This is a genomic window from Mesorhizobium ventifaucium, from assembly GCF_935822925.1.
Taxonomy (GTDB): Bacteria; Pseudomonadota; Alphaproteobacteria; order Rhizobiales; family Rhizobiaceae; genus Mesorhizobium; species Mesorhizobium ventifaucium.
The window spans coordinates 177000-191662 of the sequence record NZ_CAKXZS010000003.1 but is presented as its reverse complement, the minus strand read 5'-3'; the positions used below and the strand labels follow the sequence as shown (position 1 = coordinate 191662).

Below are 14663 nucleotides of genomic sequence, written 5' to 3'. Positions count from 1 at the left end.
GGGCATCAGCTGGGGTTGCGCAGCCCGATGGGTGCGTTTCAGTAGAACTCCCCTCGGCTTCAGCTTTGAGAGCTGCGTCGTCAGTCCGTAGCCGCGCCCAGTCGTGAGTAAGCACCGCCTCGCGCCACCAGTTCATCATGCGGACCCTGTTCGACGATGCCTGTATCGGCGACCACCACGATGCGATCGGCATTGCGGATCGTCGCCAGCCGGTGCGCGATCACCAGTGTCGTTCGGCCCTGCGCAAGCTCTGCCAACGACTGCTGGATCTCCCGCTCGGTCTGCGTGTCGAGTGCCGAAGTCGCCTCGTCCAGGATGAGATGGTCGGGTTCTTCAGGAACATACGCGCGATTGCCAGTCGCTGCTTCTGACCGCCCGAAAGTTTCACGCCGCGCTCGCCGATGGTCGTATCGAGGCCCTGCGGCAGCGAGGCGATGAGATCGTCGAGGCGCGCGCGGCGCGCCGCCTCGACGATCTCGCTCTCGACCGCGTCCAGCCGGCCATAGGCGATGTTCTCGCGGATCGTGCCGCCGAACAGGAACACGTCCTGCTGCACGATGCCGATCTGGCCGCGCAACGAGGCCAGCGTCATATCGCGGATATCCAGACCGTCGATGGTGATGGCGCCGCTGTCGACCTCGTAAAAACGCGGCAGCAGCGAGCACAGCGTCGTCTTGCCGGCGCCGGATGGCCCGACGAAGGCGATGGTCTGTCCTGCTGCGATATCGAGATTGATGTTCTTCAAGACCGGCCGTTCGCCGCTATAGCCGAAGCTGATGTATCGGTAGCTGATGGCGCCTTTGAGTATCGGTGCGTCAAATGCACCGGGCCGATCCGCTATGTCCGGCTCAGTGTCGAGGAGGGCTGCATAGCGGCGAAATCCGGCGATGCCTTTCGGATAGGTTTCAATCACCGAATTGATCTTGTCGATCGGCCGGAAGAACACATTGACGAGGAGCAGGAATCCAACGAAGCCGCCACTGGAAAGTTCGCCGCGAAGCACGAGGTGGCTTCCGGCGATCATCACCACCAGTTGGATCAAGCGCATGCTCATGTAGCTCAGCGACGTGCTGGCGGCCATGATGCGATAGGCATCGAGCTTGGTCTTGCGGTAGCTGGCGTTGTCACGCGCGAACAGGTTGCGCTCGTGGTCTTCATTGGCGAAAGCCTGCACCACCCGCATGCCCCCGACATTCTCCTCGATGCGAACGTTGAAATCGCCGACCCGACCGTAAAGCGCCTGCCAGTTGCGCGTCATGCGCGCGCCATAGCGGCTTGTCACCCAGGCGACCAGCGGCACAATTGCCGCCGTAATCAGCGCAAGCTGCGGATTGACCAGGAACATCAGCGCGAAGGCGCCGATGAACGTCATGATCGCGATGAACAGGTCTTCCGGGCCATGATGGGCAACCTCGCCGATTTCCTCCAGGTCCTTGGTGACCCGGGCGACGAGGTGACCGGTCTTATGATTGTCATAGAAGCGGAACGAGAGCTTCTGCAGGTGATCGAAGCTCTTCCGGCGCATCTCGGTCTCGATGTTGATGCCGAGCATATGGCCCCAGTAGACCACGACCGCCATCAGTCCGGTGTTCACCACGTATATGGCGAGCAGGCCGGCCGACGCAGCAAGGATCAGCAGCCATTGCTGAGTCGGCAACAGTTCGTCGACAAACAGCTTGACGGCCATCGGAAACCCGAGTTCGAGCAGGCCAGACAGGACCGCGCAGCAGAAATCCAGGATGAACAGACCCCTCCAGGGGCGGTAGTAGGCGAAAAATCTACGCAGCATCGGGACGCTTTTCTGTTCGAAGGTCTGGCCTGCCAGGAGCAGGGCTATGCGAGGGCTGTCGCTACAGGCATTTCTTGCGGCGATTGCTCAGTGACGCCGACTTGTCCGAACGGATAGCTTACGATAAGTGGAGTGTAAACATCATATTATGAGGTCTCCATGCTGACTGCAATCACGCGCTGCGAAACGCCGAATGCCGGCAAATATCTCCAGCAGCTTTGCAAGCATTTCGCGCACAAGGTCGAGGTCGCCTATGGCGATGGGCATGGGCAGTGCCGGTTCTCCTGCGGCACGGCTACCATGAATGCCGGTCTCGAAGCGCTGGACATAATGGTGGAAGCGGCCGACACCGACGCGTTGACCGAGACCAAGCAGGTCATCGAATCGCATCTCGTCCGGTTCGCCTTCCGCGAAAATCTCCAGCCGCTGGCCTGGCGCGATTGAAGCGTCGTTTTCGACACGGAGCATGCTCATGAGATGGCTCAAGTCGGTCCTGGCGATGCCGGCATTGGCGCTTTTCCTCGTTCAGGCGTTGGCAACCGAGATCGACACCGCGAAGGGCCCGGTAACGGTCGGAAAGACGCCGCAAACGCTCGCGGTGTTCGACATTGCGGCAGTCGATACATTGAACAGCCTTGGCGTGAAGATCGTCGGCTTGCCCGATAAGCTCTATGTGCCCGAACTCGCCGAGTTGAAGGACGGCGCGGAAACCGTCGGCACCCTCTTCGAGCCCGATCTGGAGGCACTGAGCGCGCTGGCGCCGGACCTCATCATTGTCGGCGGGCGCTCCTCGCCGCAACTGGCGGCGACGAGCCAGATTGCGCAGAGCATCGATATGACGATGAATGGCGATGATCTGTTCGCGCAGGCAAAGCAGCGCCTGATGGCGTACGGCGCTCTCGTCGGCAAGCCGGCCGAGGCGGCGGCGCTTGCTTCAGAACTCGACGACGCGCTTTCGTCGACATGTGCCGCCGTCAAGGGCAAGGGCACGGCACTGATCCTGATGACCAGCGGCCCGAAGGTGACCGCCTACAGCAAGGAGTCCCGCTTCGGTTGGCTGCATTCGGCGCTTCAGCTTACGCCGGCGGTCGAGGATGTCGAGGCCGCCACCCACGGCGAAGCGATCTCCTTCGAGTTCCTCCGCGACGCCAATCCGGACTGGCTTATCGTGCTTGATCGCGCCGCGGCGATCGGTTCGGGGGAGCAGAATGCCAGGGCGACGCTCGACAATGAACTGGTGGCCGAAACCACGGCCTGGAAGAAAGGGCAGGTGGTCTACCTGCCGGCTGCCGATTTCTACATCGCTGCAGGCGGCGTCGAGTCGACGAAGCGCGTGCTTAAGACCCTTCGAGACGCTTTCTCGCGGACCCAATGACCGCCGGATCGCTTGGCTCTCAAGGCTTCGCCTATCAGGCAATCGGCGCCGCAACCCTGCTGGCGCTGTTTGTGGCCAGCCTGTTCGTCGGCGTCAGCGAGCTTGCCATAGGCAGTTTCGCCTCCGATCCGGAAGCGTTGCGGCTGATCATGATCAGCCGCTTGCCGAGGACGGTGGCGACACTTCTGGCCGGCAGCGCCCTGGCCATCGCAGGGCTTGTGATGCAGACGCTTGCCCGCAACCGTTTCGTCGAGCCTTCGACGGCTGGAACCGCGCAATCCGCGGCACTCGGCATACTGGTGGTGACGCTGGTTTGGCCCGATGCATCGCTTGGCTGCAAAGCAGCCGGCGCGGCGGTGACCGCTCTCGCCGGGACATCCGTTTTCCTCATGCTCGCGCATAGGTTGCCGCCAACACAACCTTTTCTCGTTCCGCTGTTCGGATTGGTCTATGGCGGCGTCATTGGCGCTGCCGCGATCTTTGCCGCATGGCACCTGGACCTTCTGCAGTATCTCGAAGTGTGGATGACGGGCGAGTTTTCCGGCATCCTGCGCGGGCGCTATGAACTGTTGTGGGTTGCGGGCGCACTGGTCGTATTGGCCTGGTGGACGGCCGACCGCCTGACGATGCTTTCGCTGGGCAGGGACGTCAGCATAGGGCTCGGCCTGAACTATGCCGGTATGCTTCGGCTCGGCCTGGTTATCGTCTCGGCCATCACCGCGCTGACCGTGGTCGTCGTCGGAACGATCCCGTTCGTCGGCCTTGTCGCGCCCAACATCGTATCGCGTTTCGCCGGCGAAAACCTGCGCCACACCTCGCCATGGGTCGCCGGCGGTGGCGCGGCGTTGGTGCTTGCCTGCGATATCATCGGCAGGCTCATCCGTTTCCCTTACGAGGTTCCGGTCGGCACGATCCTCGGCGTCGTCGGGGCGGTGCTTTTCCTCTTCCTGCTGCTTGGCCGAAACAGCAATGACTGAAGTCGTGATGCAACGCGGCCTGGTGCGGCACGAGGGCCGCCTCGCGATGATGGCGGCGGTCGCAGTGCTGGTCGGCGTGGCCTTCATGACCATAGGCCTGCGCGGCGATCTCGCCTTCGTGCTCGAACTGCGTGCCGTGCGGCTGGCGGCGATGGTTCTGGTCGGCGTGGCGGTGGCGGTTTCGACGGTCGTGTTCCAGACCGTTTGCGCTAACCGCATCATCACGCCATCGATCATGGGACTGGATGCGCTCTACGTCTTTTGCCAGACCGCGCTGGTTTTTGCGCTGAGTGGTTTCGGCTTTGCCGGCATCGATCCTCGCCTGCACTTCCTCGGCAATTTCACGGCAATGACCAGCCTCGCGCTGGCGCTGTTCCTGCCGATGCTTCGCCGGCGTTTCGACCTGACGCTGATGCTGCTGACCGGCGTTGTGCTGGGCGTGCTGTTCCGATCGCTGACGACGTTGCTGGCGCGGCTGCTGGATCCGAACGATTTCGCCGTACTGCAGGGTACGGTCTTCGCCAGCTTCAATGCGGTGGAACCCGATCTGCTGCTGTTCGCCGGCGTGATCACCGTGGCGGGTGTCGCCATCGCCTGGCGGGCGCGACATGTTCTCGATGTGCTCGCGCTAGGCACCGACACGGCCATTGGGCTGGGCGTGGCGTGGCGGGGCACGGCTGCCGGGCTGCTGGTTGTTGTCGCCGCGCTCGTGTCGGCGTCGACGGCGCTGGTTGGACCGATGGCGTTTCTGGGGCTGCTGGTGGTTTCGCTCACTGAGCGCATCGTCGGCACCAACCGGCACGCCATCCTTCTGCCGGCAGCCGCGCTCACGGCGATAATCGTGCTCGTGGGCGGCCAGACGGTCCTCCAGCATGCTCTGGGCGGGGAAGGCAGCCTCGGCATCGTCGTGGAATTTGTCGGCGGCATCGTGTTCCTCGCCATTCTGTTTGCCGGGGGCCGGCGATGATCGAGATAGCAGGCGTCTCCCTGGCTCTTGGCGGCAGCCGCATTTTGGATAATGTCAGCCTGACCGTGCCGAAGGGCGGCGTCACGGCGCTTGTCGGACCGAATGGCGCCGGCAAGTCCAGCCTGTTGTCGTTGATCGCCCGCCTGCGACCCCTGCAAAGCGGCCGCATCACAGTAGACGGGCTGCCGGTCGATACGACGCCGAGCCGGCAATTGGCCAGGATCATGGCCATCCTGCGACAGGATCCCGGCGTCGCAAGCCGCCTGCGCGTCGCAGAACTGGTGGGATTCGGTCGTTTCCCGCACATCCGCGGGCGGCTGACCGCGAAAGACCGCGAAATCATCGCAGCGTCCCTCGAACAGTTCGATCTCAGCGACCTGGCGCTGCGCTTCATCGACACCTTGTCAGGCGGGCAACGGCAGCGCGCCCTCGTCGCCATGACCTTCTGCCAGGGGACGGATTACATCCTTCTCGACGAGCCGCTGAACAACCTCGACATGTTTCATGCAAGAAACCTGATGCGGACGCTGAGACGCATTGCCGACGAGCACGGCAAGACGGTGCTCATCGTGCTCCACGACATCAATCATGCAGCCTCGTACGCCGACCGTATTGTCGCGATGAAGGACGGCACCGTTATCGCATCGGGCGAAACCGGCGACATCATCCGGCCGGATATACTGGAGAGCATTTTTGGCTTTTCGATGCGGGTCGAAAACATCGCCGGTCGGCTGACCGTCCTCCACCACGCCTGAGTAAGCTCCGAGGCCGCGGCGCTCGAAGAGCGCAACAGTTACAACGGCTTGCATAACTGGATTTTTATTATCAAGTTTATTGCCGCAGCGCAACCGATGCGTTAAGGCAGTCGCACAGGCGCGGTTCGCGCCAGCCGGGGCTACCGCATTCGAGGGGATTTAGCCGATGTCGCCAGAACTGTTGCGAGCGCTGACCGTCAGCACCGCGATGTCCTTTTTCTTGTGTCCCTACGCGCTGGCGCAGTCTGCCCCCGCCCCAGAAGCGGAAGCCGGGACGAGCACGACCAAAGAAAATGAAGTAGCCCAAGCTCCCGCCGGGGGCACGCAACTCGACACCATTCTCGTCGTGGACGTGGGGGCGGGCGCCAACGCGACGGCCGGCGCCGACCTGATCACCATCGACCAGCAGGAGATCAACCGCAAGAAACCTCAGGATTTGAGGGAGGTGTTCTCCGGTGAGCCGCAGATCGCCGTCGGCGGCGCGATCCCCAGCACGCAGAAGATCTACGTCAACGGCGTCGACGAGAACAATCTGGCCGTGACCGTCGACGGGTCGCGACAGAACAACAAGGTGTTCCACCACAACGGCACATATCTGCTCGACCCGGCACTTTTGAAGGCAGCGTCGGTGCAGGCAGGCGTCGCGCCGGCCGACGCCGGTCCGGGAGCACTCGCGGGCTCGCTTGGATTCGAGACCAAGGACGCCGTTGACCTGCTCGAACCCGGCCGCAATTTTGGCGGTTTCGTCACCGGCATATGGGACACCAACAGCGAGACGTTCACCACCGGGGTGAGCGGCTTCGGCCAGCAGGACGGCTTCGAGTATCTCGGCTACATCAACTACGGCCGTGGCGGCAACTTCACCGCCGGCAATGGCCAGGAGATGCCGGGGACCGGCACCGATCTGATCAGCGGGTTAGCCAAGATCGCCTACGAGAGCGTCGAGGGCCATCGTTTCGAGCTCAGCCACGAGCAGGTCCGCGACGACGCGCTGCGCCCCTATCGCGCCAACGTCTATATCAATCGGCCGGGCCGGGAACCCGAATTGCGGAACTACGATCTGCGCCGCCAGAACACGGTCTTTACCTATACGGATACGTCGCCGGAAGGCTGGTGGGACCCGAAGATCGTGCTTGCCTATAGTAAAACGCAGATCGCCGCGCCTGAATATTTCGTCGACGTTGTTTCGCCGACGGAAGGCGCAACCAGCAGCTTCAATGGCAAATTGGAGAACCGGTTCGCGCTCGACATCGGCAGCGTCACTGCCGGCTTCGACTTCTACAACGACAAGGCCGAACTGGATTATCTCAACCCGACGGAGCCGTTCTTTACGGACGAGCGCGCCACCAATATCGGCGCCTATGCACAGGCGCGGCTGGAGCCCTTCGACCGCACCAGGATTTCCTTCGGCGGGCGGGCCGATCACCAATGGTTCACCGGCGTAGACGACTCGGACTGGAACAACGCCGGGATCAGCGGCAACATTTCGGGCGAGTATGACCTTATGCCGGAGTTCCTGACGGTAAAGGCGGGTACCTCGCATGTCTGGGGCGGTGTTCCGCTGGCGGAAAACTACCTGCAGAACCCGCTGTGGACCTATGGCGATGGCCCGGAGCCGGTGACGTCGAACAACTATACGGCCGGTCTGGAGGCGCGCTCCAACGGCTTCACCTTCGAGGCGAACGTGTTTCGCACCGACATCAACGACGCGCGCCTGCCGGTGTTCGGACGTGGCGCGCCGGTCCCGGAGGTGACATCGATCCGAACGCTCGACCTCGTTTCCAAGGGCTGGGAGATCGGCGTCCGCTATGATTGGGACGCCGGCTTTGTCAGTGTGAAATACGCCGACATCGATGCCGACGTCGACGGCGAGCCGGCTGATACGGAGATCGGCCGCTATTTGACGACGCCTCTCGGCCAGATCGTGATGATCGGCGCCGGCTACACATTCGACGATTGGGGCGTCAAAGTCGGTGGCGACATCGAAATCGCCTTGAAGACCGACAGGACCCTGGCGCGGCATCCAACCGATCCGGCAAGCGCAAAGAAGGAACTTCCTGGCTATGAGGTGGTGAACGCCTATGTCGAGTGGACGCCGCCTTCGAAGCCGAACTTCACGCTGCGCGCCGACGCGCTCAACATTTTTGACGAGGCCTACACCGACCGCGCTGCCTACGGGCAGGATTTCGTTGGCGTGGCGCCGCACTACGATCCCGGCCGCTCGTTCCGGCTGAGCGCCACCGCGCGGTTCTGAGGTTGGAAAAACGCCGGCCTGGGCAATCGCCCGCGCCGGCTTCGAAAACGACGTCTGCGTTGGCGCCTTCGACGATCAAGCGACGCCGGCGCGGATCGGCGCGTCGCGATCGGCCTTGAGGAGATGCATGCTGCGTGCGTCATTGGCGAGGATGTTGAAGCAGTCGCCGCCAAACCATTCCAGCGAGGCATCCACCTCCTCGCGCTCGAACACCTCATCCAGGAATTGCAGATAGTCCACCGCGCCATCGAAAAGCGCGGTCATGCCCGTCCGCTTTCCGGCCGCGGCATAGACGTTTGCCGGCTCGAAGACGGCGAGGTCGGCACGCGAGCGTACATTCTTCAGATGATAGTGCCGGATATGCGGCAACAGCGCGCGATGCGCGGCGACCGGATCGGCGCCCCCTTCCCAGACGTGCAAGGTGTCGAAATTGATGCCCAGCGCCGGATGGTCGACGTCCTCGATCAGGCGCTGCGTCGACGACAGCGTATCGGCCAGCGTTCCCGGATGTGTCTCCACCAGTAGCTGGCAGCCCTGGTCCTGCGCCATCATGCAGGCGTCCTTGAGCCGCGCCGAAAGTCGCCAGCGCGCTTCGGGCGAGGTGTCCCGGCTTGCCGACTTGCCGGCGAACGTGCGCACCTTGCGGGCGCCCCAGCGGCCGGCCAGGCGGCAGAGGTTCGACGTGGCGTGGCGCAGCGACGCCAAATCCTCATCGAGAGGCAGATAGTCGCTGAGCATCGGCACCGAAAGCCCGAACGCCGCCATCCAGTCGGCGTTGCGCTCGGTCATATGCTGCATGTTGCGCGCGTGTGCGCCCCAGAGCTCGATGCCCTGGAAATCGTTCGCCGCCGCCCATCGCGCGATGTCCTCCAGCGACAGCAGATGATGGCGGAAGGTGATCGTGCAGAGCGACAGCCTCATGCGACCGCGTCCTCGACATCGTGGCGCGGCGCGTGCAGGAGGCCGCGCGTGTCGCACCACAGCCGATAGGTTTGGGCAAGACGACGCTTCAGCGAGCGCTCCATCGCGTCCAGCATATAGAGTTTTTCAAACACCCGCGCCGCCACGGCTTCGTCGCCTGTCTGGCTGAGCTTCATGATGGCGTAGTGAAGCGCCTTGAATTCCTGGATCAAGTATTCGATGTCGTCGCAGATCGTGTCGAATTCGGCGTTGGATAGCTGCAGCGATCGCCAGAAAAAGGCAAAGCCATGCTCCAGCGCGTATTTGCGGATCGAGATGACTGGCAGCTCGCGCAGCGCCATCGACAACTCGGGCAGTTTCACGCCGTCGCGGCCGTCCAAATGCGCCCGAACGACTTCGCGCGTTGCGCGCGTCAGCAGATTGTCGTCTTCATGGAAACAGGCAAGGAAGTAGTCGCGCAGATCGACGGCGGACGGTTTCCGGATATCGGCAGCGTCGAAAATGAAGCCGCCGGCAACGGTCGGCTGCATGATCGCGTTGATGACTTTCTGCTTCTCGATCCTGCCTTCCCAGCGGAAATCCGGATCGAGGACCATCCAAACCGCCGGATCGTCGGTGTGTTCCAGCATCAGATAGTGCGGGAAGGGATTCTGGTTGAACTTGTTCTCGCGCTCCGGCAGGTGGAAGAGATCGAGCATCACCATCAGGTACTCGCTCCCCTTCTTGTGCTCCAGAAGCTCCAGCATCGTTGCCAGGTTCTCCACCTTGGCGGCGTCCGGCCGATACCATTGGCGGACCTTGGCGCCGTACAGGCGCTCGAACCAATCGCGGAAGAAGTCGTGGTTGATTTCAGGCGCGTGATACGCCAGCCGCCAGCTTTTATCGACGGCGAAACCCGCATCGCAGACGCCGAATAAGAAAGGTCGATGATCAAGCTGCCTTTGCTTCACCGCGTGGCAGACATTACTGACGAAGCAATGGACCTTGATGTCGACGAAGTCCTCGCCATGCACGCCGATCAGCTCAACCGCTTCTCTTTCGGCGCGAGCGAGAACAAGTTCCTTTGCCGGCTTCACCAGTGTTCCATTTGGTTCCGAGGCCTTGACGAACAGCCGCGCCAGATCGTCCACCGTGTCCACATCCTGACGACTGATCACCTCCTCGGGCAGCGCGACGCCGTGGTCGAGCTCAAGCGCCAGCATGAGCTCGAGGATGAGCACGGAATCGAGATACAGATCCTCGTTCAGCCTGGCTTGCGGCGCGAAGGCATCCATGTGCTGGTTGTCGAGCTTGTCGCGCAGGATCGTCCCGATCGCGTCGAGTATTTGATCGTAGGTCATCAGGCTGCCTCCGTCCGTACCGGCGCGAATTCGCCCGTGCCGTAGCGCACAGCCACGTCGCGCCGGCTGATCTTGCCGTTGGCCTGGCGCGGGATCCGCTCCACCTGAACGATCTCGGTTGGCATCTGGTGTGCCGCAAGCCGCTCGACGCACCATTGCCGAAGCTGCGTCCGGTCGACCGCATGTTCGGCGCTGAACAGAAGCGCGACGCGCTCGCGCGCGAATGCATCCTGCTTGCGGAACACGACCGCGTCGCCAATGCCGCCGAACGTCATGACCACATCCTCGACTTCCTTCGGATAGACATTGAGGCCCGAGACGTTGATCAAATCGTCGAGACGCGACAGGAAGACCAGCATGCCGTCATCGCGGCGATAACCCAGGTCGCGCGTCTCGACCGCCACGCCTTTGCGCTCGACGGCAATTTCCTTCGGCTCACTGGCCGTGCCGGCGTCGCGCAACGCAAAGCGCGGCAGCACATAGCCGACTTCATTAGCCGCTTGCACATCCGGGTTGATCGCGATGCAGCCGGCTTCCGAGCAGCCGTACTGCTGGAACATGTATTTAGATTTGGCCCTGATCTGCCCGAACCAGGGGTCGGGCAAGAGGGTGCCGGATGTCATCGTTGCGTGGATCTGCTCGCCGGCCGGCAGAAGCCTGGCGAGCGTGTGCAGGATGGCCGGCGATGAGATCAGATAGGGCCGCTCCGTTTCGCGCAGCTTGCGCAGCAGGAATTTGGGGTTGCCGGTGTCCAGTATGGCGGGCGACTGGCCGCGCTTCAGCGCCGCCATCACGCCGCAGATCAAGCCATAGGAATGGGTGGTTGGACCGGCGATCAACGGGGTCATGTCCTGTGGCTCGACAAACGCCGAGGTGTAGCTCTCGACCTCGTCGTCTATCTCGCTCCAGGCGCGCGCGATGCATTTCGGCTCGCCGGTCGTGCCAGAGCTCATCTGCAACAGCTGTCCAGCTTCGCTGGCGCGCTCCTCGCAGATCGGCTCGCTTTCCAGCCGGTTGTAGAAAAGCCAGTTGCACTTCGCCGTCTCCGCCTGCCGGCGCGCCGCGGCATATGGGGTCGAGGGATGCAGCGGCAGCACGCTGGCGCCGGCCGCACGCGCGGCAAAGAAGAACGCCAGCCAATCCTGCGCCTCGGAGAAACAGACCGCAAAGCGGTCGCCTGCGCGCTCGTCGAGTTGCGCCGCGGCCGCAATGCGGTCCGCCGCGTCGCGGAAATAGGTTTGATCAAAGACCGTGTCGTTGATTGAGATCATGTTTTCTGTCTCCCTACGCGACTGCAAGGCTGTTTGGGATTTCGTGAGTGCATTCGGTGCCCGGTGGCGCGAGCTTGCGTCGCAGCAGCGATTCCGTGCGGATGCGAGGCTGGAACAGGCCAAGCGCGGCTTGCCGGTGTGTCAGTCCGAACTGCCGGCAATGGTCCTGCAACCGCCTGCCGACGCCTGACCAGAAGCTGTCTTCGTCGAGACCGTAACAATGCCGCAGCAGATGCGAGATCTCGGCGAGGTTGTAGACAAACAAGGCGTCCAGGCAGAGTTCGCCGAGCAAATCGGCGCTCTCCATCCAGTAGTACTGGTTGGGCGCGGCGTCATGATAGGCAGGGTTCAAGGCGAGGAAGTCGGGAACAGTGGAGGGATCGCGCAGGAAGCCAGGCACATATTCGACGCTGTCGTGGAAGTCGCGCATCGCCAGCCTCACTGGCCAGCCATCGCGATGGATCAGGATCAGGTTCTGGCCATGCGCTTCCGTCGCGATGCCATGGCCGACGAGCAGGTGAAACACCGGCATCGCCACCGTATCCACAAGCCTGTCGAGCCAGGCGTCAAGCCCGTACTGCTCGATCCAGTCCGCGACGAACGGCCGGCCGTCACTCTCCAAGGCCATCAGCGCGTTGAGAGGCACAGCGGTTTCGCCGGACTGAAGGCTGCTGGTAACGTCCTCCCGCCAAATCGCGGCGATCTGTCCTGCCAGTGGTCCTTCCCGATCTGCGATCGTACCGGCATATTCGGCGAGGATCGTGAGCGAATAGCGCGCCTCGAACAGCGTATCGCTGGCGACAATGTCCTTGAGCCAGCGGCTGATCGACGGCGCGCTGCACACCGAATGCGGCTCGATGATGCGCTTGGCCGACGAGTTGACGAGGTTCATCGGCAGTTTGAGATTGGCGCGTCGCGGGTGATCGCGATTGAAAAGCGTCCGCACGGATTGGCTGGCGGTATAGCGATCGCCGGCCTGGCCGAGGAAACCGGCGGAGCCCTCCGCCAGCCAGCGCGACAGCTCCGAGCCCTGCAACGCTTTCCATTGCCAGGGATGCAGCGGCATCAGGCCGAACCGCCTTGCATTGTCGCCGAGCCGGGCACGGCGTTCGTCCAGCAGCGAGTAGGTTTCGGCGCCGAGTTCGTGCATCCAGAAAGCCTGCTCGTCCGTAGGAAACGCCGAGTGCAGACGTTCGGGCGCGACCGCCAGCCAAGCCAGCTGGAAGGCGTTGCCTGCTTCCGGGCCGTACGCCACATGGTCGGTGTAATCGAAGCCGGTGCGGGCCTTGAAACACGGATGATAGGGATGGCCCTCATCGATCGCGCTGTCGAGTTGTGCAAATGGCAGATCGCGGCGCGGCCTGGGCCGGAGATTGCGCCCGTTCCAGGCGCTGAAATCGAGCGTCCGATCCAGTTCGGATGTGAGTTGCGCGCGCCGTTCGGGGCAGGTGTCTATGCTCACAAGGAGATCGCCGAGCGTCGCCGGGCGCCATTGGTCGTCGCAGCCCCGCACGATCGTTTCGGCGACAATCCTGACCCGGCCGAAGGCGCCGATCGATCCCTCGCAGCGTATCGAGGCGGCGCCGCAGCGCCATTCGAAACCGGCTTTCCCGCTGCCGCGCGACACCGCGCAATCGACCAGGCCCTCATAGACCAGGGCTTCCGCGAGCTGGCGCATCACACGCAGCTCGGGGATGCCGTGGAGATCAAGAGGCAATGGCATGTGCCTGCTCCGCGGCCACAAACAGCCCGACACGGCTCAGTGGATTGGGAAAATGCGTGTAGATGGCGCCGCCGCCCTCGGCCAGCTCATCGACATCCTGCAGCCGGATCGCCAGGTTGGCCTTTGCGGTGATGTGCGGCTTGTCCAGCAGGCTGGTCGCGAATTCACCGCCCGCGCCACTGAGCTCTCGCGCCAGCTTCTTGAGCCGCGCACGCAAGATGGCGATCAGTTCGGCCTCGCTTGCCAGGCCGTCATGCCCGGCGCGCGCGACGACCGAAAAGATCTGATTGACGATGAGATAGTAGGAGAGCCGCTCGCGAATCTCGCGGTCGTCGAAGAAGAGACTGCGGATCTGGGCAACCTCAGGGACCAGGCCATACCACCGGGCCCTGAAACTGTTCGAGAGGTAGAATCCCTGGCTGTCGCGATAAAAATATCGGCTGGGAAGCCCCTGCTGCGACAGGTCGAGCAAGCTGTTCTGCTGATGCGCTTCCAGCGCGACGCCGAACCGATCGTAGAGTTTGACCAGCGGATCGAGCGCACAGTCGAGATAGCATTCGAACCAGCGACGGCACGCCTGCCGCACCGAGATATCCTGATCCTGCGCGACGCGCCGGACGATGTTTTCGAACAATGAGCTGTGCCCGGGACGTGGTTCGGCCGTCAGTGCCGAAACGGTTATCACGGGATCGTCGGCGCGGCCCCGGAACGGGTTTTGGCGGAAGATGACTTCGAAACCGCTCTCGGCCGGCCCGGAAATATCCAGCGTCACGTATGCGCTGTCGTGGAGAAAGCCGAGGCGCGGCTCGAACGTGTCGATGCCGGCGCGTTCGAACAGGCGCGCCACGGCAACGCCTGCCTCCAGCTCGTGCCTCCTGTTAACGCGCTTGGAGTTGGTGATGCGGACGGGCAGCGAGAATTTCGGCATCCAGGCGGCATCGTCGCTGTAAACCGTGCGCACCGAAGAAGTCGCCGTGAACACCGGCCCTGCCGGACCGAGATACCGGATCTGCCCTGAATCGATGAGCGCGCGCACCGCCGGGTCGAGCATCAATGCTTGCGCCTGAAGCGGATGCATGGGCAGGAGCATCTCGCCGTTACCCGCGGCAACGTTGCCGGCGTCATTCCCCAGCAGTGAGTTGACGATCGAGGCCACCGCGATGCCAGCGGAATCCTCGCGAACAAGGTGGGCAGCGGCGGCGAAATAGGCCAGTTGGAAACCGCCGCGCAATTCGGGGGCATAGACCTCCTGCTGCCAGTTCGACATGCCTTGCAGGCTCTTCGGCGTCGG

General features: G+C 62.9%; 11 protein-coding genes and 1 pseudogene. 6 read left to right on the top strand and 6 right to left on the bottom strand.

The genetic code is table 11. The annotated features are described in order from the left end of the window. Positions 1-80 precede the first annotated feature (80 nt). A pseudogene (locus NMG70_RS02795) lies at positions 81-1789 on the bottom strand (ABC transporter ATP-binding protein). A 159-nt stretch (positions 1790-1948) separates the two neighbouring features. On the opposite strand from NMG70_RS02795, the gene NMG70_RS02790 reads away from it, so the two are divergent. From NMG70_RS02790 to NMG70_RS02765, 6 genes are all read left to right on the top strand, one after another. Then, positions 1949-2233, top strand: coding sequence for a DUF2218 domain-containing protein (locus NMG70_RS02790; protein ID WP_254023109.1), 285 nt, complete (start codon positions 1949-1951; stop codon positions 2231-2233). Positions 2234-2261: 28 nt separating this feature from the next. After that, entirely contained in the window at positions 2262-3164 is a 903-nt protein-coding gene (locus tag NMG70_RS02785; RefSeq protein WP_254023108.1) for a siderophore ABC transporter substrate-binding protein, read from the top strand. After that, the gene (locus tag NMG70_RS02780; RefSeq protein WP_254023107.1) at positions 3161-4141 is read left to right on the top strand and encodes an ABC transporter permease; all 981 of its coding nucleotides are present in this window, start codon (positions 3161-3163) and stop codon (positions 4139-4141) included. Before NMG70_RS02785 ends, NMG70_RS02780 begins: the two co-directional genes overlap by 4 nt. Continuing rightward, on the top strand, positions 4134-5108 hold the full coding sequence (locus NMG70_RS02775) for an iron chelate uptake ABC transporter family permease subunit (RefSeq protein ID WP_254023106.1): 975 nt from the start codon (positions 4134-4136) through the stop codon (positions 5106-5108). Before NMG70_RS02780 ends, NMG70_RS02775 begins: the two co-directional genes overlap by 8 nt. After that, a complete protein-coding gene (locus NMG70_RS02770; protein ID WP_254023105.1) occupies positions 5105-5863 on the top strand; it encodes an iron ABC transporter ATP-binding protein in 759 nt (252 codons plus the stop codon). The genes NMG70_RS02775 and NMG70_RS02770 overlap by 4 nt, the downstream gene beginning before the upstream one ends. Positions 5864-6029: 166 nt before the next feature. Further along, on the top strand, positions 6030-8117 hold the full coding sequence (locus NMG70_RS02765) for a TonB-dependent receptor domain-containing protein (RefSeq protein WP_254023104.1): 2088 nt from the start codon (positions 6030-6032) through the stop codon (positions 8115-8117). Between the two features lie 75 nt (positions 8118-8192). On the opposite strand, the gene NMG70_RS02760 is transcribed toward NMG70_RS02765, so the two are convergent. From NMG70_RS02760 to NMG70_RS02740, 5 genes are read right to left on the bottom strand one after another with little or no spacing between them, the layout of a single operon-like run. After that, a complete protein-coding gene (locus NMG70_RS02760; RefSeq protein WP_254023103.1) occupies positions 8193-9038 on the bottom strand; it encodes a sugar phosphate isomerase/epimerase family protein in 846 nt (281 codons plus the stop codon). After that, positions 9035-10378: a DUF6005 family protein gene (locus NMG70_RS02755; protein ID WP_254023102.1), complete on the bottom strand. Its 1344-nt coding sequence runs from the start codon at positions 10376-10378 to the stop codon at positions 9035-9037. The genes NMG70_RS02760 and NMG70_RS02755 overlap by 4 nt, the downstream gene beginning before the upstream one ends. Beyond that, the gene (locus NMG70_RS02750) at positions 10378-11649 is read right to left on the bottom strand and encodes an AMP-binding protein (RefSeq protein WP_254023101.1); all 1272 of its coding nucleotides are present in this window, start codon (positions 11647-11649) and stop codon (positions 10378-10380) included. Before NMG70_RS02750 ends, NMG70_RS02755 begins: the two co-directional genes overlap by 1 nt. Before the next feature lie 13 nt (positions 11650-11662). Next, complete coding sequence (locus NMG70_RS02745; protein WP_254023100.1) at positions 11663-13372, bottom strand: IucA/IucC family protein; 1710 nt, start codon at positions 13370-13372, stop codon at positions 11663-11665. Next, positions 13356-14648, bottom strand: a complete 1293-nt coding sequence (locus tag NMG70_RS02740) for an IucA/IucC family protein (RefSeq protein ID WP_254023253.1) — start codon at positions 14646-14648, stop codon at positions 13356-13358. Before NMG70_RS02740 ends, NMG70_RS02745 begins: the two co-directional genes overlap by 17 nt. Positions 14649-14663: the final 15 nt, after the last annotated feature.

Coding starts and splice junctions, on each gene's coding strand:
- NMG70_RS02775 (WP_254023106.1), top strand. CDS start 4,134: ATGACTGAAGTCGTGATGCAACGCGGCCTGGTGCGGCACGAGGGCCGC.
- NMG70_RS02755 (WP_254023102.1), bottom strand. CDS start 10,378: ATGACCTACGATCAAATACTCGACGCGATCGGGACGATCCTGCGCGAC.
- NMG70_RS02785 (WP_254023108.1), top strand. CDS start 2,262: ATGAGATGGCTCAAGTCGGTCCTGGCGATGCCGGCATTGGCGCTTTTC.
- NMG70_RS02745 (WP_254023100.1), bottom strand. CDS start 13,372: ATGCCATTGCCTCTTGATCTCCACGGCATCCCCGAGCTGCGTGTGATG.
- NMG70_RS02790 (WP_254023109.1), top strand. CDS start 1,949: ATGCTGACTGCAATCACGCGCTGCGAAACGCCGAATGCCGGCAAATAT.
- NMG70_RS02770 (WP_254023105.1), top strand. CDS start 5,105: ATGATCGAGATAGCAGGCGTCTCCCTGGCTCTTGGCGGCAGCCGCATT.
- NMG70_RS02760 (WP_254023103.1), bottom strand. CDS start 9,038: ATGAGGCTGTCGCTCTGCACGATCACCTTCCGCCATCATCTGCTGTCG.
- NMG70_RS02750 (WP_254023101.1), bottom strand. CDS start 11,649: ATGATCTCAATCAACGACACGGTCTTTGATCAAACCTATTTCCGCGAC.
- NMG70_RS02765 (WP_254023104.1), top strand. CDS start 6,030: ATGTCGCCAGAACTGTTGCGAGCGCTGACCGTCAGCACCGCGATGTCC.
- NMG70_RS02780 (WP_254023107.1), top strand. CDS start 3,161: ATGACCGCCGGATCGCTTGGCTCTCAAGGCTTCGCCTATCAGGCAATC.